Raw genomic sequence first — 26,190 nt, 5'->3', positions numbered from 1 at the left:
CATGGCAGGTTGGGCAGGCGCGCGGGTCACTCCGCGCCTATGATCATGGGGGCAAGGGCGGCAGTCACGGCATCGCCATTTTCGCGGGCGGTCGGGATGTCCCCGGCAATGGATCGGATCGTAAGCAGATCGCCGTCCAGAAAGAGCACCGTCGTGCTGCCCGTCACCCCGGCTTCGTATTCCGTGACCCAACCGATGGCACGGCCAAGCGTGATCCCCTCTAGGGCGCAGGACGGCGTGTTGGCTTGGCACAGCGCGCGGATATCGTCGATGGAGGTCTCGCCCGACCGCAACCTGTCTTCGGTTCCGTCATCCTGTCGGCCCAGAACCACGTCGATGACCATCAACTCGGTGCAATCGGTACACGCCACGATCATCCGATTGCGGGCGACCGGCTGAACCTCGAAGGTCCCGCCATCAAGGGCAATGGGCGCAACCGACAAAGCTGTCAGATCGGTGACGACAAACCCCTCCCCCGCCGCAGGGGCGGCGGCAAAAATGGCCAAGATCGCGGCAAGGAGTCTCATCGCGCCGCCAGGAACAGGGGCAGGGTCTCGGCAATCAACTCGTTCATCACAGTGTCCACCATTGTCGCAGAGGCGTGGCCCTCAACCTCCCATATGATCAAGCGGTCGTCGAGGATCAGGGAGATCCGCGCGTCATGCCCACCCCCGCGCCGCGCCATGCCAGATTGGCGCAGGGCGGGCAAATCCGCCAGCGTGATCATATGCGTCTCGCAACCCGTCATCCCGCAAGCCCCTGAAATCATTCGATACACCTGCGCCCGGTCGGTGGTGTCGTAATTGTAGGCGTAATCGTAGGTGTCGATATGCACCCGCTCCGAGCTCGGGCATCCATCGCAATGCCATAGGCCGGGCCGTGACGTCGTCATTGGGCTGTAGCTTCGCCCGGCAAGCTCACCCCCATGGGTCTGCCAAAGCGTCTCCATCACCGCGTCGATCGGATCCGCGTGGGCCGGTGCAGCCGCAAGGACCAGCGCGAGTATTGCGCCCGACGCCCTCATGCCTCACGCCAATCCGGGTCAAGCGCCGTCAGCCGCGCCTCAAGGGCCGTGATGTGGTCAGTCAGTTTCTGCATTCGCGGTGCGAGCGCGGTGTTGATTTCCGCCTCCGTCAGGCGGGGCGTGATGTATTTCGGACAATTCCAATCCATCGCCACCACGTCGATCGTCACCAGCCGCTCCGCCGGAACTGCGCCCTCCGTGGCAAGGCGCGCCGCCAGTTCCCCGTCGTCATCGGCATCCGTGAACGTCGCATGGCCGATCAGCTTCAGCCGGGCCTTGCGCGGGTAATCCATCAAGATCAGCGACACGCGGTCATCCCCGCGCGTATTGCCGCGCGAAATGAACTGCTTGTTGCCGAGGTAATCCCCGAACCCGATCCGTTCCGGCCCGAGCACTTTCAGGAACCCCGCCGGGCCGCCGCGATGCTGCACGTAGGGCCAGCCCGTTGCCCCGACCGACGCCATGTAGAAGCTGTCCCGCGTCTCGATGAATGCCCTTGCATCTTCGTCAAGCGGGCCGCGCAGGCGATTGGCGTAGGTCTTCGCGTAGCGGTCGCCCATGCCGACCCTGTCCTGCTCGGCCCGCACGTCTTGCGTGAACATATGGTCGGCGTAGCTGTCCATCAGCCCCCCGACAAAAGGATCTGTTTCCATACCGCCGTCTCGTCGAACAGCGTGTATTCCCGGCGCAATTGCGGCGACGCCCCGCCATGCTGGCCGAATTCGGCATGTGTGATCCCAAGTACATAGACCTCCGCGCCGGTCGGTTTGCCGAACGCGCCCCAGCCCTCGTGCTTGCCCCAAAGGCTCCACCTCACGGCGGCACGCGGCGCCATGTTCGCGTCGTCCCGCCCGATCTGGTGGGCGATCTCGAATGTCGCATTGGGGAACGCGGCGCGCAGGCCCATCCAGAACTTGTCCGCCGCTGCCGGCCCGTGGGCGGTGACGTGGCCCGGATATTCCAGGTGGCAGGCGCGGTCATAGACCTCCGGGATCGCCGCCATATCCGCGCCCATGATGCGGTTGAGCGTGTCGGCAAGCATCACGCCCCATTGGTTGTCATTGCCGTGTCCCTTGTAGGGTCCGGGCTTGTCCGTCTTGGGGGTCAGCGGCTTCACGCATGCTTTCGGCCCCCCCTCCCGCTCGATCAAGTCGGCGGCGTAGTCACGCGGGCTCCAGCCCATCTGCCGCACGATCGCACCCTGGTCGCGGATCAGCCATTCATCGTCGATCGTGTTATCCTTGGCGTGGCAATCGGCGAGGATGCGGTATTCCAGCGCCTTGCCCGTCGCCGCGCCATAAACCCCGTCGCCCGCATGGGTCGCCTGAGAGATGATGCGATGGCTCGACAGCATCCCCTCCTCCGGCGTGCCGGACCAGATCACGTCCTCCCCCAAAAGCACCCGGTCGGGGAATTCCGCCAACGTCGCCATGGTCGCACCGATCACTGTCTCGTTCCCGACAACAACGGACGCCGGAGAGCGCACCACGATATCGGGCGCGTAATACTCGTGCAGCGTCGCGATGCGCCGGTCTTCCCAGATTTCTTTCGTGATGCCGATGATATAGTCGGGGAAGTCGCGGAACTTGTTGGAAAACCCTCTCATGGGACCTGTCCTTCGGGTGTCTTGGCGGAGGATCGGATGACCAGGTGGCCTTCGATCTCCGTGATGGTGCCGGGCGGTCGGCCCTGCTCGATTTCGTTGAGAAGCGTGTCGACGGTCGCCTCGACCATGCGATTGACCGGCTGGCGCAGGGTGGTCAGGGAATAGGATTTCCATGCCGCCATCGGCACATCATCGTAGCCCACGACGCTGACATCTCCGGGCACATCCAGGCCCATCTCGTAACGCAGCATGTCGATCACGCCCAAGGCCATATGGTCGTTGCCGACAAAGATCGCATCGGGCGGATCGGGGGACAGCATCATCGTCCGCGCGGCGTCGGCGGCCTTTTCCCGGCGGAAGCGGGCATCGGCTTCGGCGTGGAGCGTGCGGCCGGCCACGTGCAGGGCATCGACAAAGCCGTTTCGCCGGTCGCGCCCGGTCGATGCGCCCATCCAGCCTGAAATATGGGCGATGCGCGCGTGGTCGCCCGCCATCAGGAACTCCGCCACTTTCGCGCCGCCCACCCGGTTGGCCGAGGTCACGGCAGACAGCCCCGATCCCGTGATCCCCCGGTTGAACAACATCACCGGAATGTTCGCCGCTCGACACCTGTCCGTCAGCTCGCCCGACAGGTTGATCGAGGCGGTGATGATCCCGTCCACCTGGTAATCCAGCAGATCGTCGATGACGCTTTCAACGTCCTCGTCACTGTTGCCCGCCAGAAAGACGAGGATGTGATAGCCCCGCGCCTGCAAGGCGGCGCTCAGCTTTTCGAGCGCGTCGGGATAGAACGGATTGTCGAGATAGGCCACGACCAGCCCGATGATCCGGCTGCGTCCTGTAATCAGCGACCGCGCCAGAACATTGGGGCGATAGCCAAGGTCGTCGGCTGCCTTCCGCACCCGGTCCGCCATCTTCTGGGACACACTGGCACCCGGCGTGAAGACCCGGCTGACCGCCGATTGACTGACCCCGGCGGCGCGCGCCACGTCGATGGATGTGATCTTGCGGTCGGGCATATCGTTCCCTACCCCGCTGTCCAGCCGCCGTCGACCAGGATCGACGTGCCCGTCACCATCGCACTGGCGTCGGAGGCCAGGAAAAGGACCGCGCCCATCAGATCCTCCACCTCCGCCACGCGGGGCAGCTTGATCTTGCTTTCGATCCACGCCCGCTTGTCGGGATTGGCAAAGGTGGCCGCGGTGAGGGGTGTGCGTACGAAGGTCGGGCAGATCGTGTTGACGCGGATCCTCTTCGGGCCCCATTCGATCGCCATGGATTTCGTCATCCCCTCCACCGCGTGTTTCGTGGCGCAATAGACGGCCCGGTCGATGCCACCCACATGACCCATCTGGCTGGAAATCTGGATGATGGACCCGCCCCGCGCCATTCCCCGTGCCGAGTATTGGGCCATGAAATAGGCCGCGCGCACGTTGATCGCGAAGACCGCATCGTAATCCTCGGGCGTAGTGTCGAGCGCCGGGGAATGCCGCGCGAGACCCGCAGAGTTGCACAGGATATCAAGCGGCCCGATCGCGTCGATCGCCGCCTCCATTGCGGGCAAATCCGTGACGTCGAGCGCGATGCCGTCGGCGGCATATCCCGTGCCGCGCATCTGTTCCGCCGCCTCTTCGACCTGATCGGCGGAGCGGGCCGCGACCGTGACATGGGCGCCTGCTTCTGCCAGCGCCATGGCGCACCCAAGCCCGATCCCGCGCGATCCCCCGGGCACGAAAGCGCGCTTGCCGTTAAGCGAGAAGGTCGGCGTTCGGGGCAAGGTCATGTCAGGGCCTCTCGATTGAGGATGTGCGAATATGAAAAGTATCCGCGCGAAATCTGTGGATAGACCTGTGAGCACAACGAAAATGTGTAACGCCCGGTCATCAACGCGCGACCTCCTGCATCCGCGCCAACACGTCGACACCCAGTTGCGCGTAGACGTGCAGCAGGTCCACCAGCACCCAATTCTCCGCGATGCGCCCTTCGGCCACGCGCCAGAAATCAAGGCTCCGCATCTCAATCTTCTGGCCCGCGCCGGGCAGACCCAGCCAGGTGCCACCGCTCAGCGTACAGGCCATGCCGGGCCATGCGGTGAAGCCCACGTAATCGCCCTCGCCAAAGAAATGCCCCGCCGCCACATGGGCGCGCCGGTCCGGCATCGCGCCCAGGAACGGCGCCTGGTGATGCATCCGGAACCCGTCAATGCCGCGCGCCGTCCCGATCCCCGACGGGCCGTACCAAGAACAGCCCTCGTGCCAGAAGCGCGCCATCACATCGCGCGGCGTCCCGTTCGGGTCGTTGCCGAGGCCTCCCAGCATATCGCCAACCACCCGCAACGCCGCCGACCCATCCCCTTCGATCCGCAACCCGTCCTGGGTGGCAGGCCCCGGCACGTGAAACTCCCGCCCCAAGGACGGTGACAATGGCCAGACACCGGCTTGCATCATCACTTCCGGCAGGTCCCACAAAGCCTGCATCTCCACCACCGCGCCCTCTTCGATGCGAAGAAAATCGTGGAACCGCATCACCGCCATCCGGCGCGTCGGCGAAATATCCAGGAACGGGGCGGCGAACAGCCCGCAATAATACCCGCATTGCCCGACCCAAAGCTGCCCGTGGTCATCGCGCCCGGCCATCTCGATCGTCACGCGCCGCTCAAGATCCGGAAACGCCTCTCCCAGATCGTCCAACACACCGTGATAGCCCGCGACATCCAGGGTCTCGAATGGATGGGCGAGATGCACCGCGCAGGCGGCGGACGCCAGCCCGTCCAGGCGCCCGTTGGCCCGGAACGGCGCGACCAGATCCTTGGCTTGACGCTCTTCGCTCATAGCTGCTTTCCAATTGCGTCGCGGGGCGTCCCGCACAGGCGGGGCAAAGCCCCCTCCGACCCTACTCCGCCGCGTCCCTATAGGGCGCGCCCTCACCGTAGGGCACATTGATCCCGCCATACCGCCGGACGCGGACATTGCACTGCTCCGCGTGACCCACAAACCCCTCCAACATGCACAGGCGAGAGCCGTATTCGCCCACCAGCGTCGCCGCCTCATCGGTCACGACCCGCTGATAGGAATGGGTCTTGATGAACTTGCCGACCCACAGCCCGCCGGTATAGCGCCCGGCCTTTTTCGTGGGCAGCGTGTGGTTCGTGCCGATCACCTTGTCGCCATTGGCCACGTTGGTGCGCGGCCCCAGGAACAGCGCGCCGTAATTGGTCATGTTCTCAAGGAACCAATCGTCCCGGTCCGTCATCACCTGGATATGCTCCGACGCGATGTCTTCGCTGACCTCCAGCATCTCCTCGTAGGACTCGCAAAGGATGATCTCGCCGTATTCCTCCCAGGACACCCGCGCGGTCTCTGCCGTGGGCAGGATCTCGAGGATGCGGTCAATCTCCGCCATCGTCGCCTCGGCCAATTTGCGGGAATTGGTGATGAGAACGGCGGGCGAGTTATAGCCGTGTTCCGCCTGCCCCAGCAGGTCGGTGGCACACATTTCCGCATCCACCGTTTCATCGGCGATTACGCAGGTCTCCGTCGGCCCTGCGAAAAGGTCGATCCCCACGCGCCCGAACAATTGCCGCTTGGCCTCCGCGACAAAGGCATTGCCGGGACCGACCAGCATATCGACCGGCTTGATGCTTTCGGTGCCGATCGCCATCGCGCCCACCGCCTGCACCCCGCCAAGAACGAGGATCTCGTCCGCGCCGCCCTCATGCATCGCCGCCACGATCGCGGGATGCGGCGCGCCCTTCACCGGCGGGGCGGAGGCGACGACGCGCTTCACGCCCGCCACCTTCGCCGTCAGCACCGACATATGGGCGGAGGCGACCATCGGGAACTTGCCACCCGGAACATAGCAGCCCACGGAATTCACCGGGATATTCTTGTGACCCAGGATCACGCCGGGCATCGTTTCCACCTCGATATCGGTCATGGAGGCGCGCTGCGCTTCGGCAAATCGGCGGATCTGGGTCTGGGCGAAGCGGATATCGTCCATCTCGCGCGTCGTGACCTTCTGCATCGCCGCCTCGATCTCGGACGCGCTCAGGCGGAAGGCCTGCGGCTCGTAGCCATCGAATTTCGCGGACAACTCCTTGACCGCTGCATCGCCACGCGCCTCGATATCGCCAAGGATACCTTCGACGATGCCGCGCACCTTGGCGTCGTCTTCCGCGCGTTCGTCGGCGGGTTTGCCGCGTTTCAGATACTCTGCCATGTAATCATCCCTCCACCTGCGTCGGCGCAAGGATACGCGGCACGAAACCGGCTTCAAGGAAAATCTGCATACGATTGCAAAATGCCGCGATGCGGCGCGCGCTAACGCAGGGCGTGGCCGCTTGCGTCGAAAAAGTGGCGTTTGTCCGGGGTGAAGTGCAGCCCGACCCTATCCCCCGGGCGCAGCGTGCTTTCCCCGTCGATCCGCACGGTCAGCTTGCCCGCCGCCCCGCAATCGACGATCAGGAAGATATCCGCCCCCAGATATTCCGCCACATCGACCACACCATCCACGTCGCCTGCCCCCGCATCGCCGATTGAAATGGCCTCGGGCCGGATGCCCAGATGGGCCGCGCCCGCCGGCTCGCCCGACAGACGCAGATCCGCACAGGGCAGGTCGATCACGTTCATCTTCGGCGAGCCGATGAATTGCGCCACGAACAGGTTGTCGGGCGTATCGTAAAGCGCCTTCGGCGTGCCGACCTGCTCGATCAATCCCGCGGACAGAACCACGATCCGGTCGGCCAGCGTCATCGCCTCCACCTGGTCATGGGTCACGTAGACCATCGACGATTTCAGCTGTTGGTGCAGTTTCGCGATCTCGTAGCGCATTTCCACCCGCAACGCGGCGTCGAGGTTTGAGAGCGGCTCGTCGAACAAAAACGCCGTCGGGTCGCGCACGATGGATCGCCCGATGGCCACCCGCTGTCGCTGCCCGCCCGACAGGTCCTTTGGCCGACGCCCAAGATAGTCCTCGAGGCGCAGGGCGCGGGCCGCTTCCGCCACCTTCTCGTCCTGCTCCGCCTTCGATGCCCCGGCCGTCTTGAGCGAAAATCCCATATTCTCCGCCACCGACATATGCGGGTAGAGCGCGTAGCTCTGGAACACCATCGCCAATCCGCGCTTGGAGGGCGGCTCAGCCGTGGCGTCGCGTCCGTCGATGATGACCTGCCCCCGCGATGTCTCCTCCAGCCCCGCGATCATCCGCAGAAGCGTGGATTTTCCGCAGCCCGAAGGCCCCACGAAAATCACGAACTCGCCGTCCTCCACGACCAAGTCGATGCCCTTGATGACCTGGACATCGCCATACCATTTCTCGACCGCCCTCAGCTCGATCTCACCCATCTCAGCGTCCCTCCCCGGCCGAGGGGCTGGCCCAGGCCAGCCAGACCGCCGCCGTCCACGTGAATGTTCCCCCGCCCGCAGGCGTGCCGTCGTGCGGGGAGAAGTATTCCGCGAAGCCCCGCTCCGCGATCAGCCGCGCGGTGTCGCGCCGGATACGTTCGGCCTGCGCCGCCAGTCCGGCCTCCGCCATGCCACGCGCCACCATGTAGTTCATGATCGCCCAGACCGGCCCCCGCCAATAGCGCAGATGGTCGAAATGCGGCCCCGCCGGGTCATAGCTCGGCAGCGCGTAACGCGCGCGGTCCAGCACAGCGTCAAGCGTCTCGCGCGCCTCATCGGAGCGGATGCCAGCCCACCAGCACAGGAACCCCGCATTGCTGACCGACCCCGCGAAATTGCCGGTGCGCAGATTTCGCCCCTCGAAGCTTTGCGTGTCGGGGTTCCACAGGATGCGCGCGCCGTCCTCCAGCGTTGCGATCCATCCGTCGATCTCCGCACGGTCTTCCTCCAGCACGTCCGCCGCGCGGCCCAGATCGCGCAGGGCCCGCAGGCAGGTGAAGGTCATCGTCGGATCCGCCACGCGAAACGGGCTTTCCGCCGCGATCTGTCCGTCGTCCCACCCCCGCGCGCGCCCGAACTGCACCAGCCAGATATAGCGGTCGTAATCGGCCTGGGTGGGCCGCATCTTGGCGTCCACATGGCCGGTGTCGCGCCTTGTGTAGGGTGCCACGCCCACCGGATCGATGCCCGCCATCGCCTCGTCCCAATCCGGTGCATTGTCCCGCCCCGCCTCCCACGGATGGGTGATGCAGACCGCGCCGCTCTCCGCGCGCGCGCCCATGATCCAGCGGTGAAAGGCCAGCAATCTAGGGAACAGCGCGCGCAGCCGTGCCTCGCCCTGGATCGGGTCCGTCCGGTACACCTCCCACGCCAGTGACGCGGCCACGGGCGGCTGGCTGATCCCCGATGACGGCACGATCTGCTCCCCGCGCCCCACCGCATCTTGCGTGCCCCACACCTCCGGCCCCGGAAAATACCCCTCGTCAACCACATGAAACAGGATATGGGGCACCATCCCGTTGTCCCATTGCCCGGCAAACAGCGTCTCCAGCTCGCTCCAGGCGCGGTCCACGTCGAAGGTGGCGAACCCGATGGCCGCAAAGGCGCTATCCCAATTCCACTGGTAGGGGTAGAGCCCTGCGGTCGGCACCGTGTACCCGCCCTTGTCGTTCAGGCGCAGGATACGGCGGGCCTCTTCATCAAGCGGTCCGGTGTCGAGGTCGGCCATGTCTTTCATCCCTTCACACTTCCCGCCGTCAGGCCCTTGGTCATGAACTTCTCCAGCCCCAGGAACAGGACCATCACCGGTACCGTCGCGATCACCGCCCCCGCCATCAGGTGCTGGCGCGGGATTTCCGAGGAGTTGAGCGAGGCGATCCCCCGCGTCAGCGTGAAGATCGACGGATCATCCAGCAGCATGAAGGCCAGCAGGAACTCGTTCCACGCGATCATGAAGACGTAGAGGCTGACCGACACCATCGCGGGCAGCGACAGCGGCAGCGTGATCTTCCAGATCACCTGCAAGCGGTTCAGCCCATCCATCAGGCCCGCTTCTTCGACCTCTGCAGGCAAGCCCCGGAAATAGCCCTGCAACATGTAAAGCGCCACGGGGATCGTCGTGACCGGGTAGATCATCACAAGGCCGATGATCGTGTTGCGCAGGCCCGTCATGGAAAAGGCGATATAGATCGGCAGCGCCAGCACGATCATCGGCACCATGTAGATCAGAAGGATCGACCGGCTCAGCGCGCGCGCCCCCTTGAAGCGCAGCCGCGCCACCGCGTAGGCCCCGGGCACGCTGAACAACAGCGTCACGAGGACCGTGATGACCGAGACGTAGAAACTCGTCCACATGTAGCGGCCGAAGTTGAAATCGTTGAACAATTCGCGGTAGCTGCGGAACAGGTCCCAGCCCCGGCCCAAATCGATGGAAAAATCCAGCGGGTTCGCGATCAGTTCGCCCTGGGTCTTCATCGACGTCATCACCATGACGTAGAACGGGATGAAGACCGCCGCCGTGAAGAAGACGAAGCCGAAGCCGGTCAGGAACCGGATCACCGCCTCCTCCCATTCGTGCCGCGTCATGGCGCCTGCCGGTGCGCCGCGCAGGATCACCGACAGCGACAGGCCCATCGCAAGGCCGAAGAAAGCCGCCATCACCAAATGCGCCCCGATCCCAAGCGTCGGGCCGACGTGTACCGGGCTGATCGCGGTATAGCTGAGCAGAAGGGCCAGCACCGCCCCCCCGCCCGAGAGGAGGAGGCCCGAGCGGACGTGGAACGCCGCCGCGCCCATGCCGGCCCCCAGGATGACGCCGCCGATCAGGCCGGGGCGAAACGCCTCCCCCGTCGAAAAGCTCAACACCACCGCGACCGTGGTCGCCACCACGAAGGCCCAGAGCACGCCCAAGATCGGGCCCGTCACATATCCCCGCCGGATCATGCGCGCACCTCCCCTGTCTTCCATCTGCCGAAAATATCCCGGGGGTGCGGGGGCTGGCCCCCGCTTCGGACGGCGATGTCCACCAACGGGCCGCACCTGGGGAACGACGTGATCCGGGACTCCGCCCGTTCTCCGTTCGACCGCTCTACCGGAGCGATTGCCGCTTTCGCCGGACCGCTCACAGCCCCTCCTCCTTGCTCATGAACCGGAAGAACGCCCAGGAAAACGCCAGCAGGCAGCACAGAATCACCACGGCCACCGCCGCGCCGGCCCCGATATTGGACAGCGCAAAGGCCTGCTCGTAGACATTGACCGTCAGGGTCCGGGTGCCCGCATTGCCGCCCGTCAGCAAGAAGATGTCGTCGAACTTGTTGAAGGTCCAAATGAAGCGCAGCAGGAACAGGACCGACAGGATCCCCATCAACATCGGCAGGCTGAGATAGCGGAACTTCTGAAACGGCGTCGCCCCATCCACATCCGCCGCCTCGTACATGTCCGTATCAATCGACTGCATCCGCGCGAGGATGAACAGGAAGCTCAGGGGGAAATAGCGCCAGATTTCGAACACCGTCACCATGATGAGCGCCAAGGGGCGTTCGCCGAAGAAATTGATCGCCGTGTCGGTCACGCCCATCTGGATCAAGAGCGCGTTGATCGACCCTGAGAATGGATCGAACAAGATCACCCACGAATATGCCACCGCGATCACCGGCGCCACGTAGGGAAAGAGGTAGAGACCGCGCAGTACGCCCTTGCCGCGAAAGCTCTTGTTGAGCAACAGCGCCGCAAACAGTCCGATCACGAGCGCGCCAATCGTGCCCACCACCGTGTAAAACATCGTCGCCCAAAGCACCGCACCGAATTCTCGCTCGTCGAAAACGGCAACGTAGTTTTCCAGCGTGAACTCCCCGCTGGTCAGCACGTTTTGACTCGATCCGGTGATCGAGACCGGGGTGTCGTCCTCGATCGCATACTCAAGTGTGCTCAGCTCGCCCGCTAGCGTCACCGGCAGCTCTAACGTCAGCCTGTCGCCACCGGCCAGATCGCCGATGATGCAGGTCAGCGCCGCTGCTTCCAACGCACAGATTTCGGGCAGTCGCGTAACCGTCACACCGATCGGCAGCGTATCGCTCAGTCGAACATTGGTGACAGCGCTATCCTGGCTGGAATTGCGGATACGGTAACGAATGAAGGGCGTCGCCTCGTCCGCGTCACGCAAATCCTCCCTCACCACCGGCGCCGCAGCTCGCAAATCGCCCAATTCAACAGGTTTGACGCTAATCCAGAGGACGGCCAGAAGCGGCAGCATAACAACAACCGTCACTGCCATGATCGTTGGTAGAAGCAGGCCCCATGCCAAGCGCGCCTCGCGCTTGGCCAGCGGCCCCGTGCCTTTGGGCGGGACAGCGGTGCTCATTTCGGCATCTCCAAAAAACCGAAGTGCAAAGGCCGGGGCCGCCGCCTGGACGCCCCCGGCCGCGACGCATCACTCAATACGAGCCAGTTCCTCGTTCATGAGCGCGACGGTTTCCTCTCCGCCGCGGACACCGTCGATATACTCGCGCACCAGACGGTTCAGGATCTGGCTGTTAATGATGCGAGAGGCAAGCGCCAGTTGGCCTTCCTCCACACCCCAGCGCTGCGCGACATCAAGGCCGGCCACGATCTCGTCGATCATGCTCTGCTCATAGAGGTCGCCAAGCGGCGCGCGACGGTCAACGCCCACATCGAGCGCCGCCCAGGCCTCCACGAACTCCGTGGGGTTGTCGGCGGTGCCGCGGCGGACCGGGAACTTGCCCTCGGGCGCAATGGCGAGCGTCTGGGTGTATCCGTCGGACATGGAATACTCGACGAATTCCATTGCCGCATCGGTATCGGCATCGGCGGTAATGCCGAAGTAGCGGATATCGGCCCACGCCGCGCCTTCGGGGTTCGAGGGCCCTGCGAAGTTTGTCACGATGCCGGTAGCATCGGCCAGCGCCCGACTGGTCGGATCGTCGTTTATCATGGGCGGCGCACTGTCGCGCAGACCAGCCAGCTCATCGAGAATGAACGGTGACCACATGATCATTGCCGCACGACCCGCAAAGTAAAGCTCCCGCGACTGCTGCCAGAACAATTCCCCGTCCGGTGCGGCCTCGGCCAGCGCGGCGTAGAATTCCAGCACCTCTATCGTCGGGCCAACGTCTAGGGGCTGTAAGCCATCCTCGCCAACGGGCGATACGCCATTGGCCAGCATGATCGACTCGATCATCTGTGACATCGACGGCTCGTCGATCTTGATATGCGGCACGAAGCCGAACAGTTCCGGCGGGTTATGCAGGGCCTCGATCGCGGCAACGACATTGGCGAACGTCGTCGGCGGCTCAAGCCCGGCCTCTTCGAACAGATCGGCGCGGTAGATCACAAGCCCGGTCCAGCCGTCGACCGGCACGCTCGCATACCCCCCCTCGAAAGCCGCCATGCTGAGCGCGCCTTGCGAAAAGGTCTCGGGATCAAGCGCCTCGATAACATCGGTCGCGGCGTCGGGGTCAAGAATGCCTGCCTCCACCCAAGGCAACGCGTATTGCAGCGGGTGATAGATCACGTCGGGCAGGTCGCCCGCGGCAAAGGCCGCGGTGGCCCGAGTTCCAAGATCGCTTTCCGTGACCGGGATCACCTCGACCTCGATGCCGGATTCGGCCGTGAAATCGGCGGCCATCGCCTCTTGCAGGGCCAGCCGCTCCGGCTGCTCCTCCGTGGTCCAGAAGCGAATGCTGTCCTGCGCCGCCGCCGCACTGGCCAGCGCCAGCCCGGACACAGCCGCCAGAAGCGCCACGCGCCCCGTTTTGCTGATGATGTTCATGTCAGTCCTCCCTTTGGTTTTGTCAGTCTCGTCGCCCATCCGCAGGCGGCATCGGCGCCGCCTTGGACGGGTCTTCCGGTAATCTGTCGGACGCCCGCTCGATCAGGCGGGCAGGCGTCAGCTCGCGCAGATGCTGCGGGTCGGTTCCGCGAACGCGCGCGATCAACATCCGCGCCAGGCGTTGGCCCGCCGCGCGGGTGTCGACGGAATAGGTGGTCAATGGCGGCATCATGTTGGCCGCCTCGGGCAGCCCGTCATAGGAAATCACCGCCAGATCGTGCCCGATCCGCCGTCCCACCGCCTCCGCCGCACGGTAGAGCCCGATGGCCGCCAGATCCGTGGCGCAGACGATCGCCGTCGGTGGCGCGTCACCGGACAGGACCGCGCGACCGGCAGCCTCGCCCTCCGCTACGCTCAGCACCTCGCCCGCCATCAGGGCCGGGTCGGCTTCCAGTCCCGCCTCCGCCATCGCACCGTGGAACGCGGCCAGGCGCAGATGGGCGTAGGTGTACCGGAGCGAGCCGTTGATGAACCCGATCCGCCGATGTCCGAACCCCGCCAGCCGGGTCACGGCGGCATGGATCGCGTCCTCCCCCAACACATCGAACCACGCGCAGCCCGCCTCGTTCCGGGTGCGTCCGAACAAGATGAACGGCACACCGCGATCCCGGCACAAATCGGCGCGCGCATCCTCCCACATCGCACGCGGCAAGATGAATCCGTCGACCTTCCGTTCCTCAATCAGGCGCGCCATGGTGGACAATTCCTCGTCCACGCCCTCGGCAATCGCCACGCTCAACGTCCAGCTTTCCTCCGACGCGGCGCGGCTGATCCCGTCCAGGAAATCCAGCAAGAAGGGTTTGTGCGCGTCGCGGCTTCCCGTGTTCAGCACCAGCCCCAGCGACCGGGCGCGGCCGGTGCGGATCGCCTGCGCCTGCGCCAGCGGGCGATAGCCCATGCGCTCAGCCGTGCGGGTAACACGCGCGCGCGTTGTCTCGGCAATATCCGGATAGCCGTTCAGCGCGCGGCTCACCGTCCCCTTGGCCAGCCCCAAGGCGTCCGCCAGGTCATTGATCGTGACCCGGGCCGCCCCTTTCGATGTCGCTGACATGCGCTGCATCCGATCCTCCCCGAATCCAAGGCTCGTTTCCGAAACCGGTTTCGGCAAGGTCTATTTTCCGAACACCCCATGGCATCGCCCGTTATCGCGCTCGTTATTGCAGGACGTCGCGCAGCCAGTCGGTGACATCCTCAACCGTTCGGTCGGTCAGGGCGGGGCTCAGAATATCGCCCGAAATCACGTGGTTGAAGGGATCGCCCCCCTCCTCCGGCACGGCCACCGGGATCAGTGTGGCCGGGCCGCCCCAGCCCTCGGCGAAGTCCCGCGCGGCCTGGGCGGAGATCACCTGATCGGCGTCGGAAAACAGGAACAACGCGGGGATCGTGACCCCGGAATGGTCCCGCGCCCGCGTTTCCCGCAGCAGCGTGCCAAGGGTCACGGTCGCCTCGGTCGGATAGGTCGTGGTCCAATAGGCCCCGTGGTCGTCATTGATCGGCTCGAACGACCGCTCCGCCCCGGCGACGAACGGCACCCACAGGCGCGCAAGGGGCAGTTCCAGCAATCCGCCCGCCGGGTTCGCCAACACGAAATTGGGTGAGATCAGGACCATCGCTGCCACGTCATCGGCCATCTCGGCATCGGTCGCGGCCCAAGTGGCCAGCGTCGCCCCCGTGGAGGTCCCCATGACCACCACGTCCTCCCCGATCCCGCGCGCCAGGTGCAGCATCGTGGCAACCTCGTCCACCCAATCGCCCGCGCGCGGCTCCGCCATCGCGGTCCCGTCGCGCCCGTGTCCTGGCAGACGCGCGAAGATCAGGTTCGCGCCCAATTGCTCCGCGACGCGGTCGGGCACCGGGCGGATCTCCTCGGACGTGGCCGAAAAGCCGTGCAGGTACAAAACGACGGTCGGCGTCGGCATCCCGGCCTCGCCGGCCCAGACGACCCGCGCCTGGGTGCCTTCGGTAATGTCGCCGTATTGCGTCTCACGTTCCGACAACCAGCCATCGGGATCGCTCAGGTCCGGCATCTCCACCGCGCCACGCTCCACCGCTTCGCGCGGGGCCACGAACCAGAAGATCAGCCCAAGCGCGATCAGGCCAAGCAGAACCCGTCCGATGAACTTGCCCAGACTACGCATTCAGAACCTCCTCCACCGCGCGGGTGATCGTATCGAGGCATTCGGGGGTGGAGAACCTGTGATCGGCATCCTTGATCAGCTCAAGCCGGATGTCCGGCCCGTCCAGATGATCCAACAGGCCCAGCGCCGTCTCCATCGGCACATCCTTGTCCGCCGTGCCCTGCAACAGCCGGACCGGCGCGTCGATGCGCAACGGCTCTGTCAGGACAAGGTGGTCGCGCCCGTCCTCGATCAGGCGCTTGGTGATGACCATCGCGTCGCCGTATTCCGATGGCAGGGCAATCTCGCCCTCGTCCATCACCGTCTTCTTCTGGGCATCACTCCACCGCGCCCAATATCCGTTTTCAGTGAAATCCGGCGCGGCGGCGATGGTCACAAGGCCCACCAGCCGCTCGGGCATGTGCTTGGCCAGCAGCAGGCTGATCCACCCGCCCATGGATGAGCCGACCAGAACCTGCGGTCCCTCGGTCAACGCGTCGATGGCGGCGTGCGCATCCTCCGCCCAATCGCCGATCGCGCCGTCGGTGAACTCGCCCGAACTCTCGCCGTGGCCGGAATAGTCGAAGCGCAGGAATTCCCGGCCCGACCGGCGCGCCCACGCCTCCAGATGCACCGCCTTCGTGCCCGTCATGTCCGAGCGCAACCCGCCCAGGAACACCACGCCCGGCCTGCGGCCCGAGAACTTGTGATAGGCCAGCCGCCGTCCCTGATCGGTGTCAAAGAATTGAGGTTCTTGCATGGCGCGCGCCCTTTCGTGAATTGCGCCGCAACCTGCCCCGCCCGCCCCGGCGCTGCAATCCCGCGACGGCACCATGGGCGAAGGCCCGCGCAGTTTTTTATGTGACCATATTGTCACGTGACTATAGAATCACATATAACCCACCCATGGATGCGATTTTCAAAGCCTTGGGCGACCCCGCCCGCCGCGCGATCCTCGACAGCCTCAGGGCGCGCGACGGTCAGACCCTGACGGATCTCGAAGGGCAGTTCGAGATGACGCGCTTCGGCGTGATGAAACACCTCAACGTGCTGGAAGACGCCTCCCTCATCGTCACGACCCGCAAGGGCCGGTTCAAATACCACTACCTCAACGCCCTTCCCCTTCAGGAGGCGATTGACCGCTGGATTGACCCGCTCCTGGCCAAACCCGCCGCCCGCGCCGTGATTGACCTCAAATCCAAGCTGGAGACTGCTCCGATGTTAGAAGCCATCAAGACCCCCGATTTCGTCCATCAGACGATTATCCAATGCAGCGCCGCCGCGCTCTGGGACGCGCTCGTCAGCGGCGAAGCCACGTCGCACTACTATTTCGATACCGTGCTGGAGGGGGAGGCCGCGCCCGGCGAAACCCTGATCTACCGCGCCCCCGACGGGTCCGAGATGCTCAGCTGCGATGTCATCGCCGCAGACCCACCCCGCCGGCTGGAGATGACGTTCGCCCCCCATTTCATCCCCGGCGCGCCGTCGTCGCGGCACGTCTACGTCATCGACGAGATGCAGGGCGCCTGCCGCCTGACCATCGAGCACTACGACCTGCCGCCCGAGATGCAGGGCATCCGCGACGGCTGGGTCCTGATCGCCTCACGCCTCAAGACCTGGCTTGAAACGGGCAAGCCCCTGCCCGTCTCGACGATGGGAGGGTGAGCCATGGACACCGCCACGAAGCCCGATTTCATGATGCAGACCTATATCCGCTGCACCCATGACGCGCTCTGGGACGCGCTCCGCGATCCCGACGCGATCTCCGCTTACCACTTCCTGTCACCGAAAATCACCAAGGACGGCGACACATACACCTACCACACGCCCGATGGCGGCACGATGATGCTGGCCAGAACCCTTTCCGAAGACCCGAAAAGCCGCATCGAACACACGTTCGAGCCGCACTGGGCGCCCGACATCCCACCCTCCCGCACGGCCTTCCTCCTGACGCCGGAAGCCGCGCATATGAAGCTCGTGATCGAGCATTACGACCTGCACTTCCCCGTCGTCCCCGGCGAAGGCGTGGCCGATGGATGGGAACGCTGGGCCGCGGGCCTGAAAACCTACCTCGAAACCGGCCAGGCCCAACGCTTCAACGAGAAGGGAACGCTCTGATGACCCCCGAACTCTTCTGGCTGACAATGACGGCCCTTCTCGCCGCCTCCATGTGGTTGCCCTTCATCATCGGCGTGAACACCGTCGGCATGCCCATGCCGTCCGAGAACCGCCCGCCCGACATCGCCCAGGCCCCGCCCTGGATTCACCGCGCCTGGCGTGCGCACCTGAACCTGTTGGAGCAATTCCTGCCCTTTGCCGTGATCGTCCTGATCTCGCATCTGGCTGGCATCTCCACGCCGCTCACATCCGCCGCCGCCATGGCCTTCTTCTTCATCCGCGTCATCCACGCCGTCTGGATGATCGCGGGCCTTCCCGTCCTTCCGGTGCGCCCGATCCTCTTCACCCTCGGCTGGGTGGCGATCTGCACCATCGGCGGGGCCGTCCTTCTGACCTGAGGCGAAATCCCGATTGACCCCCCGCCCGCAACGGCGGAGGGTCGCGCCATGCCCGATGGCCCCCGCCTCCTGATCCCCACCCTGTCCGCCGTGAACTTCATCGTCGGCATGGGGGCCTTCCTCGTCGTCGGACTTGTGGAGCCGATTGCCGACGATTTCCGCGTCTCCGATGCGCAATCCGGCGCGCTCCTGACCACCTACGCGATCCTCTACGCGATCATGTCGCCGCTTCTGGTGTCGCTCACCGGCCGCATCGGCCGCCGCCGCGTGCTGGCCATGGGTCTGGTCATCTTCGGCACCGCCGCGCTCCTGTCGGCCCTCGCGCCAACACTCTTCGCGCTCCATCTCACCCGAGGACTTGCGGCCATGGGCGCGGGCGTCATCACCCCGATCACCGCCGCCGTCGCCGCCATGCTGGTCCCGCCCGAGCGGCGCGCCCGCACGCTGGCCGCCGTTTTCGCGGGGCTGACCATTGCGCAGGCCGTGGGCATCCCCGTCGGTGGCTGGGTCGCCTACACCTTCGGCTGGCGCTACGCCTTCGCCATCGTGGCAATTCTCAGTGCGCCCGCCCTCATCGTGATGTGGCGGATCGTGCCCGCGGGGCTGTCGTTTTCCCCGGTATCGCTCCGCGACCTCGGCGCGACGCTCCGCGATCTGCCGGTGATGGCCGCGATCCTTTTCACCGCCACGTTCCTGTGCGCCATCTTCGCCCTCTACACCTATTTCGCGCCGCTTCTTGCCGCCGATATGGGCTTTGCCCGCGACGGGATCACGCTTGCGCTTCTGATCTTCGGGCTGGGGGCCATCGTCGGGAACATCGCGGGCGGGCGGCTCAGCGATCGCTTCGGGCCGTCGCGGACGCTCGTGGTGCTGACCGCGCTGCAAGTCCTGACCCTGCCGCTCTATTCCTTCCTGCCGCTGCCCACCGCCGCCGTGATGGTCTACACCTTCGTGTGGTCGGTGATCGGCTGGTCCTTCGGCACCGCGCAACAGGCCCGCCTTGTCCTGCTCGACCCGGCGCGCGCGCCCGTTCTGATGGCATTGAACGCGGCCGCCATCTATATCGGCGCGGCGGCGGGCTCGGCCATCGGGGGCCTTGTGATCGACCGCGCCTCCGTCTCCGCCCTTGGCCTCGCCGCCGCGCTGGTCATGGCCGTGGCACTGGCCCACCTCATCGCCTCCGACCGGGCCACCGCGCGGAACACCCGCCCCTAGGCGCGCGCCCTGTCTTCCATGTGCCGGAAATATCCCCGCCGGAGGCATCCCGACGCCGCAACCCACGCCGCCCGTTGACATTGCGCGCCGCCCTCGCCACAAGCGCCCCCACATACCCGCAACCGGGCGTTCCGTAGGCGCCAAACCGACGAGGAGGCTGATCATGCCCCAGATTTCCCTGACCTTCCCCGATGGCAACGCGCGCCAATACGACGCCGGGATCACCCCCGCCGCCGTCGCCGCCGACATCTCCAATTCGCTCGCGAAAAAGGCGATTTCCGCCACCGTCGACGGCGCTCACTATGACCTGCAATGGCCTATCGAGGCTGACGCCGACATCGCCATCCACACGCTGAAGGATGACGACCAGGCGCTGGAACTGATCCGCCACGACTGCGCCCACATCATGGCCCGCGCGGTGCAGGAGATCTGGCCCGACGTCAAAGTCACCATCGGCCCCGTCCGCGACAACGGCTGGTTCTACGATTTCGACCGGGAGGAGCCGTTCACCCCGGAAGATCTCGGTCAGATCGAGGCGAAGATGAAAGAGATCATCAACGCCCGCGATGCCGTGCGCACCGAGGTCTGGGACCGTGACAAGGTCCGCGCCCACTACGAACAGACCAATGAGCCCTACAAAGTCGAACTCCTAGACCGCATCCCCGGCGATGAACCCATCCGCATGTACTGGCATGGCGAATGGATGGATCTCTGCCGTGGCCCGCATCTCCAGCACACCGGCCAGGTGCCCGCTGATGCGTTCAAGCTGATGTCCGTCGCCGCCGCCTATTGGCTCGGCGACAACACCCGCCCCATGCTGCAACGCATCTACGGCGTGGCGTTCAAGAACCGAGATGACCTGAAAAAACACCTCAATTTCCTCGAAGAAGCCGCCAAGCGCGACCACCGCCGCCTGGGCCGCGAGATGGACCTCTTCCACATGCAGGAAGAGGCGCCGGGCCAGGTCTTCTGGCACCCCAACGGCTGGACGATTTACACCGAGTTGCAGGATTACATGCGCCGCAAGCAGCGCGCGGGCGGCTATGTGGAGGTCAACACTCCCCAGCTCGTCAACCGCAACCTCTGGGAACAATCCGGCCATTGGGAGAAGTACCAAGAACACATGTTCATCGTCGAGGTGGATGAGGATCACGCCCGAGAGAAGGCCGTGAATGCCCTCAAGCCGATGAACTGCCCCTGCCACGTGCAGATCTTCAACCAGGGCCTGAAATCCTACCGCGACCTGCCCCTGCGGATGGCCGAATTCGGCTCCTGCGCGCGGTATGAGCCCTCCGGCGCTCTCCACGGGATCATGCGCGTGCGCGGCTTCACCCAGGACGATGGCCACATCTTCTGCCGCGAGGACCAGATCGAAGAAGAAACCGCCGTCTACATCGACTACCTGACGGGCGTTTACAAAGACTTGGGCTTCCCCGAATTCCGCGTGAAATTCTCCGACCGCCCCGAAACCCGCGCCGGATCAGACGAGGTCTGGGATCGCGCCGAGGCGGCTTTGCTCAAGGCCACCCGCGCCGCGGGTATCGAGCCCGAGATGAACCCCGGCGAAGGGGCCTTCTACGGACCGAAGCTCGAATTTGTTCTCACCGACGCCATCGGGCGCGATTGGCAATGCGGCACCCACCAGGTCGATTTCGTCCTGCCCGAGCGGCTGGACGCAACCTACATCGCCGAGGACGGTGCGAAACATCGCCCCGTGATGCTGCACCGCGCCTGCCTTGGCTCCTTCGAGCGGTTCATCGGTATCCTGATCGAGGAACATTCCGGCAAGCTGCCCTTCTGGCTCGCGCCGCGTCAGGTGGTCGTGGCCTCCATCGTCTCGGAAGCCGATGATTTCGTTCACGAAACCGTCGCCGCGCTCAAGGCCGCAGGTGTCCGGGCAGAGGCCGACATCCGCAACGAGAAGATCAACTTCAAGGTCCGCGAGCATTCCGTCGGCAAGGTTCCCGCGATCCTCGCCATCGGGCGGCAGGAGGTGGAGAACCGCACCGTCACCCTCCGGCGTCTGGGCGAAAAGCAAACGCAGGTTCTGCCGCTCGCAGAGGTGGTCGAAACCCTTGGCGCGGAGGCAATCGCCCCCGACCGCCGCCGGGCCTAGGGTCAGACGTCCACAAAACGCCCAATTCCGGCCCGCATTTTGTCGGGGCGGGCCGATAGATCTGCGTGCAAGCCGAATGTAATCGGCGCTGATGCAGGTAACGAGTATGCTACAATTTACATCCCCTCTGGCTTCCGCCCCGTCCTGGGACGCGGAGCCGCGCGACACGCCCCACACCGACCCCGCCCGTCAACCCCTGCCCGGCCTCTCGGCCATCGCGGGCCCGACGTTGGTCGAAACCCAAGACGGCTCCCGCCGCGCCGACACGCTCAGCCCCGGCGATCTGCTGGAAACCCGCGACAACGGTCCGGTCGCCGTAGAAATCGTCGAATTTCGCATCATCACGGCAGAGATGCTGCGCATCTACCACGACGCCGCCCCGATCCGGGTGGAGGAAGGCGCACCGCTCTTCCACCGGCTCTCCGGCACGCGGCTCGTCTCTCCCGATCAGCATATCTTGGTGGAGGCACCCGACGCGGACGGTGCCGACGGCGGCACGCTCGTCCCCGCCCGCGCGCTCTGCGATGGCGGCCATATCCGCCGCGTTATCCCCGAGGAACGGGTCATCTACGTCGCCCTGCGCTGCGCCCGGGCGCAATTGATCAATGCAGGCGGCCTCTGGGTGGAGATCGGGCGCCTTGCCGGCCATGCCCGCCACGCCTCCGGCCCGATTGTCTTCGAACGGCAGACCCGTCCGGTCTTTACCCCGCTCTAGGCCGCCGCGCGCGCCTCAGAAATGCGCCTTTTCCTCATCCGGGCGCCCTGCGGCAATCGCAAGCGCCCCGCCCACCGCACAGAACGCGATGGGGAACATCGTGAAGACGCCGAAGCCGAACGCATACAAGATCCCGCCCGCGGCCAGCAGCATCAGCACGCCACCCCACAGCGCCCTTGCCCGCGCCATCGCGCCCCCCGCGATTGCAAGGATCGGCGACAGGAACGCCATCGTCCGGTAAAGCTGCGGATTATCCACTTGGTAGGCCAGGTCCGGGATCTCTCCGAACCAGTCGATGAACACCGTGTAGCCGTAGACGAAGAAGCCCACGATCATGGCGAGGATACCGCCGATAAGACCAAGGACCAGGGCTGCGTTTCGCATGGGGGCTCTCCGTTTTGGGCCGTGTCGTTCAGTATCAGATGGGGGCCGTGCGCCGGAACCCAAGCCCGCCCGCGCGGGTGAAATCCGCGCCGTTTTTCCCCCGCATCCCGCCTCAGACGCCGAAGGCCGCCCGCACCTCCCCGCTCCAGCCCAGGTGCAGCGTGCCGTCGCCCGCCTCAATCACCGGGCGTTTCATGACAGTCGGATGGGCCGCGATCACCTCCGCCACCGACCCCGCGCGGTCCGCCTCCGCCAAGTTCCGCCAAGTGGTGGAGCATGGGTTCACCAACGCCTCCCCGAACGCTGCCTCGAACCGTGCTACATCCGCCGCGTCCAGCGGCTCGGCCCGGATATCGACCAACTCAGCCTCCAATGCCTTCGCAGCCGCGCGGCAGGTATCACAATTTTTCAGCCCGTAGACGCGCATTTTTTCATCCTCCGCCGATCCGATAGGCAAACTCGTGCCACGCGCGCGCGCGGCGGCGCGCAAGACTTGAGTTTTGCCGCGAACTTTCGGACGCTTTCTACGTGTCGCAGGGTTTGAAGTGAACCGCCCGTGAAGAAGGCCCTCGAACAGGTTACCCGGATCCGGCTGCACCGCACCGCCGCAAGGCTTGTGGGCGGGACCCAAGATGGAAAGACACGGGAAAATGCCAACTGGCACTGTTAAATGGTTCAACACCACCAAAGGCTTCGGCTTCATCGCACCGGACGAAGGCGGCAAGGACGTCTTCGTTCACATCTCCGCCGTGGAACGCGCGGGCATGACCGGGCTGCCGGACAATACCAAGGTCAGCTACGAATTGCGTGAAGGCCGAGACGGCCGCGAAAGCGCGGTGGAGCTGCAGACCCTCTAGGCGTCACACGTCGCCAATCTGACCAAAGATCCCCCGCGCCTCGCCGGGCGCGGGCAAGCGCCCGATGCGCCCTGTGCCTTGCTCGCTTGCGTCCACCACTCGGTTAACCGCCCCTTTACCCTGCCCTGCTATCGTGGCCGTTCCAGACATGGGGAGGTGACGATGCGCAGGTTCGGTGCGCAGGGATCCCTCCCGTCCCGCGCGCCGCCTTTCGGTACCTCCCCATCGTCCCCGCTCCGGTCCCATTCGGCACAGGAGCGTTGCCATGTCCGACTTCCTCGACCTTCTCGCGCTGTATTACCTGTGCGACGCCACCGCTCTCGTCCGGACCATGTCGGGCGACGAGGTCATCGCATGCACCGGCATCTACGACGCGGTCAAAGCCTGGTTCGCCCCGTTCGATCTGGCCCCCGTCGGCTCGCTGGAGCGTCACGCCCAGATGATCGAAGGCTATCTCGGCTTCCAGGACTGGCAGGCAGCGAACGCCGAGCTGGTCGCCACGATGCGGGACGACGCAATGGCCGAAGCGCGGGGTGTGGCAGGGGCGTTGATGCGGTGAGGGGCGCGGTGGATCGGGCCGGGCCATCGCCCGCCAAGCCAAAGCCGTGCCATCGCCGGACCGGGGGCTGGCGAACCAACGCGTGTGACAAGGCACTTTATGCCAGCCAAATCCGCACGATCTCAAACCGGAGCACCCAGCCCCACCAAATCGCCCACTGCCCGACAGGCTATTTTGCTCTGCAAGAATTGCCGAGAGTGAGACCGCAGCTCCCGCTAGCGAAGCCGTGCTATCGCCGGACCGGGGTTTGGCGAGCCTCCTTCCATGACGGCCACTTTATGGTGCCCAAACATGCGCGCCCCATCAACGGAGCACCCAGCCCCACCAAATCGCCAGACCGCGGGGCCGGTCCGGCGATGGCACGGCGGCCTGCGGCCTTGATTCCGTGCTAGGGCGATTTCACCGGACAATGTGCCAATTATTGGCTGCTTCCGTTGAAATCATCACTAGAGCGAAATTCTATCTTTGGAGGCAGCTCAGTCATCGCATAGTGAACGAATTGTTCTCCCAGTGCCGTGAGCTCATATCCCTCTTCAAAATCAAACGCAGATTTCATCGTTGAGGAACCCGAGCCTCTTCCCCTCGATGGCTTTTTTATGAAGTTGCCGTGATAGTCGACTTCTCTGTGCTGGCGAATGATACCGCCCATAGATAAATGCCGCACAAGAAGCTTGAACAAATCTGCGTCCGCAGAGTCCTCAGAAACCTCTTCACGACCAACCTTCTGCCAGATTTCGCCCCTCGAAATTCCTTTAGAATTGTAGATCGTTCCAATGACCTCGAAATGAAAGGGGGAGTAAGTTCCGAGCCAGTCGATGAAAAGCCTTACAACGTCATCGCTAGTCAACCGCGAAGACGCTGCGTGTGACAGGACATTTCGAAGGTATACCCGCTTCTCTTCGCTTTCGGCCACCGGCCATTCTCGAAAACTCTTCTTCAACAAGCTCTGAAACGACTCTGAAGTGATCCGCTCTGAAATCTCGTCGTCGTGAAGGTCCAAACGACTGATGATTTCGATTATCGTTTTCTGCTTTTCCTCGATCTCATCGTGGAGCATCTGTAGCCAGTTGCGAAGAAACTCGTTCGCCCGGGCCTCTTCGTTTTCTCCCCAATAACCGGCCGCTGCTGAAAACAATCCACCTGCGAAAGGAATTGACCCCATTGCGTTAAGGACGGCGCGCCCTGCTTTGCCACCTTTTGATACGGGAAGGTCACCAATCCCTTCGGAACGTTCTTCACTTGCCTCGTCGTTACTCACTTCGCACCCCCTAACAAACCCTTAACACCAAACCCTTTCTCCAACAAAACCAACCTCTTAAACCCCGGTTGCAACCTTGCAACCTCACCCAAACACCGCCTCGAACTCCCGCCATTCGCCTATCGACATGCCCGAACTCTCTTGCGTCACCACCTCTCCGGCCAGCCGCCGCCGCACGACCTCAACGCCCTTGCCCGAGAGCTGCACACCGCCCATCCGGTAATCCTCGAACGCGCCATAGGCCGCCGGCACCCAATCCTTCACCATCTCCGCAATCGCATCCGCATAGACCCGGATTTCGTACTGCGCATGGGCATCCGCGCGCAGCCGCAGGAAGTGGAACAGGTTGTGTAGGTCCACCTTCCAATACCATTGCGTGTAGATATTCGCGGGCAGGTTCATCCGCGCCAATTCGCGGGCCAGGCCCTTCTGGCCGTCTTGCGACAACATCTCCTCGTAATGGTCATAGGCCCGCCCCGCATCGTCCTTGAGCATCCGCAGAACCTTTTCCGCCTCCGCCCCCTCCAGCGTTTCCCCGCGGCCCTGGTTGTTGACCACCGACTGCGCCGCCAAGGCGTCGGGCTCGGGGATGTAGAATTCCCGATCCAGGATAGAATAGCGCGCCGAATATTCGTTCACATTCGCCGTCCGGTGCCGGATCCATTGCCGCGCCACGAAAACGGGCAGTTTCACGTGCAGCTTGATCTCGCACATCTCGAACGGCGTCGAGTGCCAGTGCCGCATGAGGTAGCGGATCAAGCCGCTGTCATCGCGCGATTTTTTCGTCCCCGCCCCGTAAGACACCCGCGCCGCCTGCACGATCGCGGCATCGTCGCCCATATAATCGATGACCCGCACAAAACCGTGGTCGAGCACCGGTTTGGCGGTATAGAGATGCTGCTCCATTCCCGGGGCCACCGCGCGCAAGGTGGGCTGCGGGTTGGAGCGGGAGGACTGGATATCCTCCAATTGTTCAGGGCTAAGCGGCATGGGACAGGTCCTGGGCGGAGAATCGGAATGGGTGAGCGGTTGAGACCATATCTTGCCCCAACGGATCGCAACGCCGCAAGATGA

The 26,190-nt window shown here is 64.5% G+C and carries 28 protein-coding genes; 8 read left to right on the top strand and 20 right to left on the bottom strand.

Annotated elements, in window-relative coordinates:
- Nucleotides 1-26 precede the first annotated feature (26 nt).
- The 16 genes from KUW62_RS02755 to KUW62_RS02680 all read right to left on the bottom strand — a co-directional run bounded on the left by KUW62_RS02755 (nt 27) and on the right by KUW62_RS02680 (nt 16,256).
- A complete protein-coding gene (locus KUW62_RS02755; RefSeq protein WP_224813990.1) occupies nt 27-527 on the bottom strand; it encodes a hypothetical protein in 501 nt (166 codons plus the stop codon).
- Nucleotides 524-1,024 (bottom strand): hypothetical protein, encoded by a 501-nt coding sequence (locus KUW62_RS02750; protein ID WP_224813989.1) that lies wholly within the window; start codon nt 1,022-1,024, stop codon nt 524-526. The genes KUW62_RS02755 and KUW62_RS02750 overlap by 4 nt, the downstream gene beginning before the upstream one ends.
- Nucleotides 1,021-1,647 (bottom strand): pyridoxamine 5'-phosphate oxidase family protein, encoded by a 627-nt coding sequence (locus tag KUW62_RS02745; RefSeq protein WP_224813988.1) that lies wholly within the window; start codon nt 1,645-1,647, stop codon nt 1,021-1,023. The genes KUW62_RS02750 and KUW62_RS02745 overlap by 4 nt, the downstream gene beginning before the upstream one ends.
- The gene (locus KUW62_RS02740) at nt 1,647-2,630 is read right to left on the bottom strand and encodes a nuclear transport factor 2 family protein (RefSeq protein WP_224813987.1); all 984 of its coding nucleotides are present in this window, start codon (nt 2,628-2,630) and stop codon (nt 1,647-1,649) included. Before KUW62_RS02740 ends, KUW62_RS02745 begins: the two co-directional genes overlap by 1 nt.
- Nucleotides 2,627-3,649: a LacI family DNA-binding transcriptional regulator gene (locus tag KUW62_RS02735; protein ID WP_224813986.1), complete on the bottom strand. Its 1,023-nt coding sequence runs from the start codon at nt 3,647-3,649 to the stop codon at nt 2,627-2,629. Before KUW62_RS02735 ends, KUW62_RS02740 begins: the two co-directional genes overlap by 4 nt.
- 8 nt (nt 3,650-3,657) lie before the next feature.
- Complete coding sequence (locus KUW62_RS02730) at nt 3,658-4,413, bottom strand: SDR family NAD(P)-dependent oxidoreductase (RefSeq protein WP_224813985.1); 756 nt, start codon at nt 4,411-4,413, stop codon at nt 3,658-3,660.
- A 100-nt stretch (nt 4,414-4,513) separates the two neighbouring features.
- Complete coding sequence (locus KUW62_RS02725; RefSeq protein ID WP_224813984.1) at nt 4,514-5,461, bottom strand: ester cyclase; 948 nt, start codon at nt 5,459-5,461, stop codon at nt 4,514-4,516.
- A 61-nt stretch (nt 5,462-5,522) separates the two neighbouring features.
- Nucleotides 5,523-6,848 (bottom strand): histidinol dehydrogenase, encoded by a 1,326-nt coding sequence (gene hisD / locus KUW62_RS02720; protein ID WP_224813983.1) that lies wholly within the window; start codon nt 6,846-6,848, stop codon nt 5,523-5,525.
- A 101-nt stretch (nt 6,849-6,949) separates the two neighbouring features.
- Nucleotides 6,950-7,972 carry an ABC transporter ATP-binding protein gene (locus KUW62_RS02715; RefSeq protein ID WP_224813982.1) on the bottom strand — a complete coding sequence of 341 codons (1,023 nt, stop codon included), beginning with the start codon at nt 7,970-7,972 and terminating at the stop codon, nt 6,950-6,952.
- A 1-nt stretch (nt 7,973) separates the two neighbouring features.
- Nucleotides 7,974-9,260 (bottom strand): hypothetical protein, encoded by a 1,287-nt coding sequence (locus tag KUW62_RS02710; protein WP_370632831.1) that lies wholly within the window; start codon nt 9,258-9,260, stop codon nt 7,974-7,976.
- A gap of 5 nt (nt 9,261-9,265) precedes the next feature.
- The gene (locus KUW62_RS02705) at nt 9,266-10,474 is read right to left on the bottom strand and encodes a carbohydrate ABC transporter permease (protein WP_224813980.1); all 1,209 of its coding nucleotides are present in this window, start codon (nt 10,472-10,474) and stop codon (nt 9,266-9,268) included.
- Between the two features lie 178 nt (nt 10,475-10,652).
- Nucleotides 10,653-11,891, bottom strand: coding sequence for a sugar ABC transporter permease (locus tag KUW62_RS02700; RefSeq protein ID WP_224813979.1), 1,239 nt, complete (start codon nt 11,889-11,891; stop codon nt 10,653-10,655).
- A gap of 69 nt (nt 11,892-11,960) precedes the next feature.
- Nucleotides 11,961-13,319, bottom strand: a complete 1,359-nt coding sequence (locus KUW62_RS02695; RefSeq protein ID WP_224813978.1) for an ABC transporter substrate-binding protein — start codon at nt 13,317-13,319, stop codon at nt 11,961-11,963.
- Between the two features lie 22 nt (nt 13,320-13,341).
- Entirely contained in the window at nt 13,342-14,487 is a 1,146-nt protein-coding gene (locus KUW62_RS02690) for a LacI family DNA-binding transcriptional regulator (protein ID WP_224813977.1), read from the bottom strand.
- Nucleotides 14,488-14,533: 46 nt separating this feature from the next.
- Nucleotides 14,534-15,517, bottom strand: coding sequence for a carboxylesterase (locus tag KUW62_RS02685; RefSeq protein ID WP_224813976.1), 984 nt, complete (start codon nt 15,515-15,517; stop codon nt 14,534-14,536).
- Nucleotides 15,510-16,256 (bottom strand): carboxylesterase, encoded by a 747-nt coding sequence (locus KUW62_RS02680; protein ID WP_224813975.1) that lies wholly within the window; start codon nt 16,254-16,256, stop codon nt 15,510-15,512. The genes KUW62_RS02685 and KUW62_RS02680 overlap by 8 nt, the downstream gene beginning before the upstream one ends.
- 146 nt (nt 16,257-16,402) lie before the next feature.
- Between KUW62_RS02680 and KUW62_RS02675 the strand changes: the two genes are divergently transcribed.
- From KUW62_RS02675 to KUW62_RS02650, 6 genes are all read left to right on the top strand, one after another.
- Entirely contained in the window at nt 16,403-17,161 is a 759-nt protein-coding gene (locus KUW62_RS02675; protein WP_224813974.1) for a helix-turn-helix domain-containing protein, read from the top strand.
- A gap of 3 nt (nt 17,162-17,164) precedes the next feature.
- The gene (locus KUW62_RS02670) at nt 17,165-17,614 is read left to right on the top strand and encodes an SRPBCC domain-containing protein (protein WP_224813973.1); all 450 of its coding nucleotides are present in this window, start codon (nt 17,165-17,167) and stop codon (nt 17,612-17,614) included.
- On the top strand, nt 17,614-18,012 hold the full coding sequence (locus tag KUW62_RS02665) for an MAPEG family protein (RefSeq protein WP_224813972.1): 399 nt from the start codon (nt 17,614-17,616) through the stop codon (nt 18,010-18,012). The genes KUW62_RS02670 and KUW62_RS02665 overlap by 1 nt, the downstream gene beginning before the upstream one ends.
- A 48-nt stretch (nt 18,013-18,060) precedes the next feature.
- Entirely contained in the window at nt 18,061-19,227 is a 1,167-nt protein-coding gene (locus KUW62_RS02660; protein WP_224813971.1) for an MFS transporter, read from the top strand.
- A 163-nt stretch (nt 19,228-19,390) separates the two neighbouring features.
- Complete coding sequence (gene thrS, locus KUW62_RS02655; RefSeq protein ID WP_224813970.1) at nt 19,391-21,343, top strand: threonine--tRNA ligase; 1,953 nt, start codon at nt 19,391-19,393, stop codon at nt 21,341-21,343.
- Between the two features lie 106 nt (nt 21,344-21,449).
- On the top strand, nt 21,450-22,058 hold the full coding sequence (locus tag KUW62_RS02650; protein WP_224813969.1) for a Hint domain-containing protein: 609 nt from the start codon (nt 21,450-21,452) through the stop codon (nt 22,056-22,058).
- A gap of 15 nt (nt 22,059-22,073) precedes the next feature.
- On the opposite strand, the gene KUW62_RS02645 is transcribed toward KUW62_RS02650, so the two are convergent.
- Nucleotides 22,074-22,442 carry a hypothetical protein gene (locus tag KUW62_RS02645; RefSeq protein WP_224813968.1) on the bottom strand — a complete coding sequence of 123 codons (369 nt, stop codon included), beginning with the start codon at nt 22,440-22,442 and terminating at the stop codon, nt 22,074-22,076.
- Nucleotides 22,443-22,554: 112 nt separating this feature from the next.
- The gene (locus tag KUW62_RS02640) at nt 22,555-22,869 is read right to left on the bottom strand and encodes an ArsC/Spx/MgsR family protein (RefSeq protein WP_224813967.1); all 315 of its coding nucleotides are present in this window, start codon (nt 22,867-22,869) and stop codon (nt 22,555-22,557) included.
- Between the two features lie 223 nt (nt 22,870-23,092).
- Here KUW62_RS02640 and KUW62_RS02635 point away from each other — a divergent pair, with 223 nt between their 5' ends.
- Nucleotides 23,093-23,299, top strand: coding sequence for a cold-shock protein (locus KUW62_RS02635; RefSeq protein WP_224813966.1), 207 nt, complete (start codon nt 23,093-23,095; stop codon nt 23,297-23,299).
- Nucleotides 23,300-23,564: 265 nt separating this feature from the next.
- Entirely contained in the window at nt 23,565-23,858 is a 294-nt protein-coding gene (locus KUW62_RS02630) for a hypothetical protein (protein WP_224813965.1), read from the top strand.
- A 418-nt stretch (nt 23,859-24,276) separates the two neighbouring features.
- On the opposite strand, the gene KUW62_RS02625 is transcribed toward KUW62_RS02630, so the two are convergent.
- Both KUW62_RS02625 and thyX read right to left on the bottom strand, forming a co-directional pair.
- The gene (locus KUW62_RS02625) at nt 24,277-25,116 is read right to left on the bottom strand and encodes a hypothetical protein (RefSeq protein ID WP_224813964.1); all 840 of its coding nucleotides are present in this window, start codon (nt 25,114-25,116) and stop codon (nt 24,277-24,279) included.
- Nucleotides 25,117-25,200: 84 nt separating this feature from the next.
- Nucleotides 25,201-26,106 (bottom strand): FAD-dependent thymidylate synthase, encoded by a 906-nt coding sequence (thyX, locus tag KUW62_RS02620; RefSeq protein ID WP_224813963.1) that lies wholly within the window; start codon nt 26,104-26,106, stop codon nt 25,201-25,203.
- Nucleotides 26,107-26,190 lie beyond the last annotated feature (84 nt).

This window comes from Hasllibacter sp. MH4015 (assembly GCF_020177575.1).
Classification (GTDB): Bacteria; Pseudomonadota; Alphaproteobacteria; order Rhodobacterales; family Rhodobacteraceae; genus Gymnodinialimonas.
This window is presented reverse-complemented; position numbering and strand designations above follow the sequence as displayed.

Excerpts from the sequence above, each read along its gene's own strand:
- KUW62_RS02675 (WP_224813974.1), top strand. The coding sequence starts at position 16,403 with ATGGATGCGATTTTCAAAGCCTTGGGCGACCCCGCCCGCCGCGCGATC.
- KUW62_RS02685 (WP_224813976.1), bottom strand. The coding sequence starts at position 15,517 with ATGCGTAGTCTGGGCAAGTTCATCGGACGGGTTCTGCTTGGCCTGATC.
- KUW62_RS02700 (WP_224813979.1), bottom strand. The coding sequence starts at position 11,891 with ATGAGCACCGCTGTCCCGCCCAAAGGCACGGGGCCGCTGGCCAAGCGC.
- KUW62_RS02650 (WP_224813969.1), top strand. The coding sequence starts at position 21,450 with ATGCTACAATTTACATCCCCTCTGGCTTCCGCCCCGTCCTGGGACGCG.
- KUW62_RS02755 (WP_224813990.1), bottom strand. The coding sequence starts at position 527 with ATGAGACTCCTTGCCGCGATCTTGGCCATTTTTGCCGCCGCCCCTGCG.
- KUW62_RS02740 (WP_224813987.1), bottom strand. The coding sequence starts at position 2,630 with ATGAGAGGGTTTTCCAACAAGTTCCGCGACTTCCCCGACTATATCATC.
- KUW62_RS02705 (WP_224813980.1), bottom strand. The coding sequence starts at position 10,474 with ATGATCCGGCGGGGATATGTGACGGGCCCGATCTTGGGCGTGCTCTGG.
- KUW62_RS02695 (WP_224813978.1), bottom strand. The coding sequence starts at position 13,319 with ATGAACATCATCAGCAAAACGGGGCGCGTGGCGCTTCTGGCGGCTGTG.
- KUW62_RS02730 (WP_224813985.1), bottom strand. The coding sequence starts at position 4,413 with ATGACCTTGCCCCGAACGCCGACCTTCTCGCTTAACGGCAAGCGCGCT.
- KUW62_RS02735 (WP_224813986.1), bottom strand. The coding sequence starts at position 3,649 with ATGCCCGACCGCAAGATCACATCCATCGACGTGGCGCGCGCCGCCGGG.
- KUW62_RS02660 (WP_224813971.1), top strand. The coding sequence starts at position 18,061 with ATGCCCGATGGCCCCCGCCTCCTGATCCCCACCCTGTCCGCCGTGAAC.
- KUW62_RS02645 (WP_224813968.1), bottom strand. The coding sequence starts at position 22,442 with ATGCGAAACGCAGCCCTGGTCCTTGGTCTTATCGGCGGTATCCTCGCC.
- KUW62_RS02665 (WP_224813972.1), top strand. The coding sequence starts at position 17,614 with ATGACCCCCGAACTCTTCTGGCTGACAATGACGGCCCTTCTCGCCGCC.
- KUW62_RS02725 (WP_224813984.1), bottom strand. The coding sequence starts at position 5,461 with ATGAGCGAAGAGCGTCAAGCCAAGGATCTGGTCGCGCCGTTCCGGGCC.
- KUW62_RS02630 (WP_224813965.1), top strand. The coding sequence starts at position 23,565 with ATGTCCGACTTCCTCGACCTTCTCGCGCTGTATTACCTGTGCGACGCC.
- KUW62_RS02710 (WP_370632831.1), bottom strand. The coding sequence starts at position 9,260 with ATGGCCGACCTCGACACCGGACCGCTTGATGAAGAGGCCCGCCGTATC.
- KUW62_RS02635 (WP_224813966.1), top strand. The coding sequence starts at position 23,093 with ATGCCAACTGGCACTGTTAAATGGTTCAACACCACCAAAGGCTTCGGC.
- KUW62_RS02750 (WP_224813989.1), bottom strand. The coding sequence starts at position 1,024 with ATGAGGGCGTCGGGCGCAATACTCGCGCTGGTCCTTGCGGCTGCACCG.
- thrS (WP_224813970.1), top strand. The coding sequence starts at position 19,391 with ATGCCCCAGATTTCCCTGACCTTCCCCGATGGCAACGCGCGCCAATAC.
- KUW62_RS02670 (WP_224813973.1), top strand. The coding sequence starts at position 17,165 with ATGGACACCGCCACGAAGCCCGATTTCATGATGCAGACCTATATCCGC.
- KUW62_RS02715 (WP_224813982.1), bottom strand. The coding sequence starts at position 7,972 with ATGGGTGAGATCGAGCTGAGGGCGGTCGAGAAATGGTATGGCGATGTC.
- KUW62_RS02640 (WP_224813967.1), bottom strand. The coding sequence starts at position 22,869 with ATGCGCGTCTACGGGCTGAAAAATTGTGATACCTGCCGCGCGGCTGCG.
- thyX (WP_224813963.1), bottom strand. The coding sequence starts at position 26,106 with ATGCCGCTTAGCCCTGAACAATTGGAGGATATCCAGTCCTCCCGCTCC.
- KUW62_RS02745 (WP_224813988.1), bottom strand. The coding sequence starts at position 1,647 with ATGGACAGCTACGCCGACCATATGTTCACGCAAGACGTGCGGGCCGAG.
- KUW62_RS02680 (WP_224813975.1), bottom strand. The coding sequence starts at position 16,256 with ATGCAAGAACCTCAATTCTTTGACACCGATCAGGGACGGCGGCTGGCC.
- hisD (WP_224813983.1), bottom strand. The coding sequence starts at position 6,848 with ATGGCAGAGTATCTGAAACGCGGCAAACCCGCCGACGAACGCGCGGAA.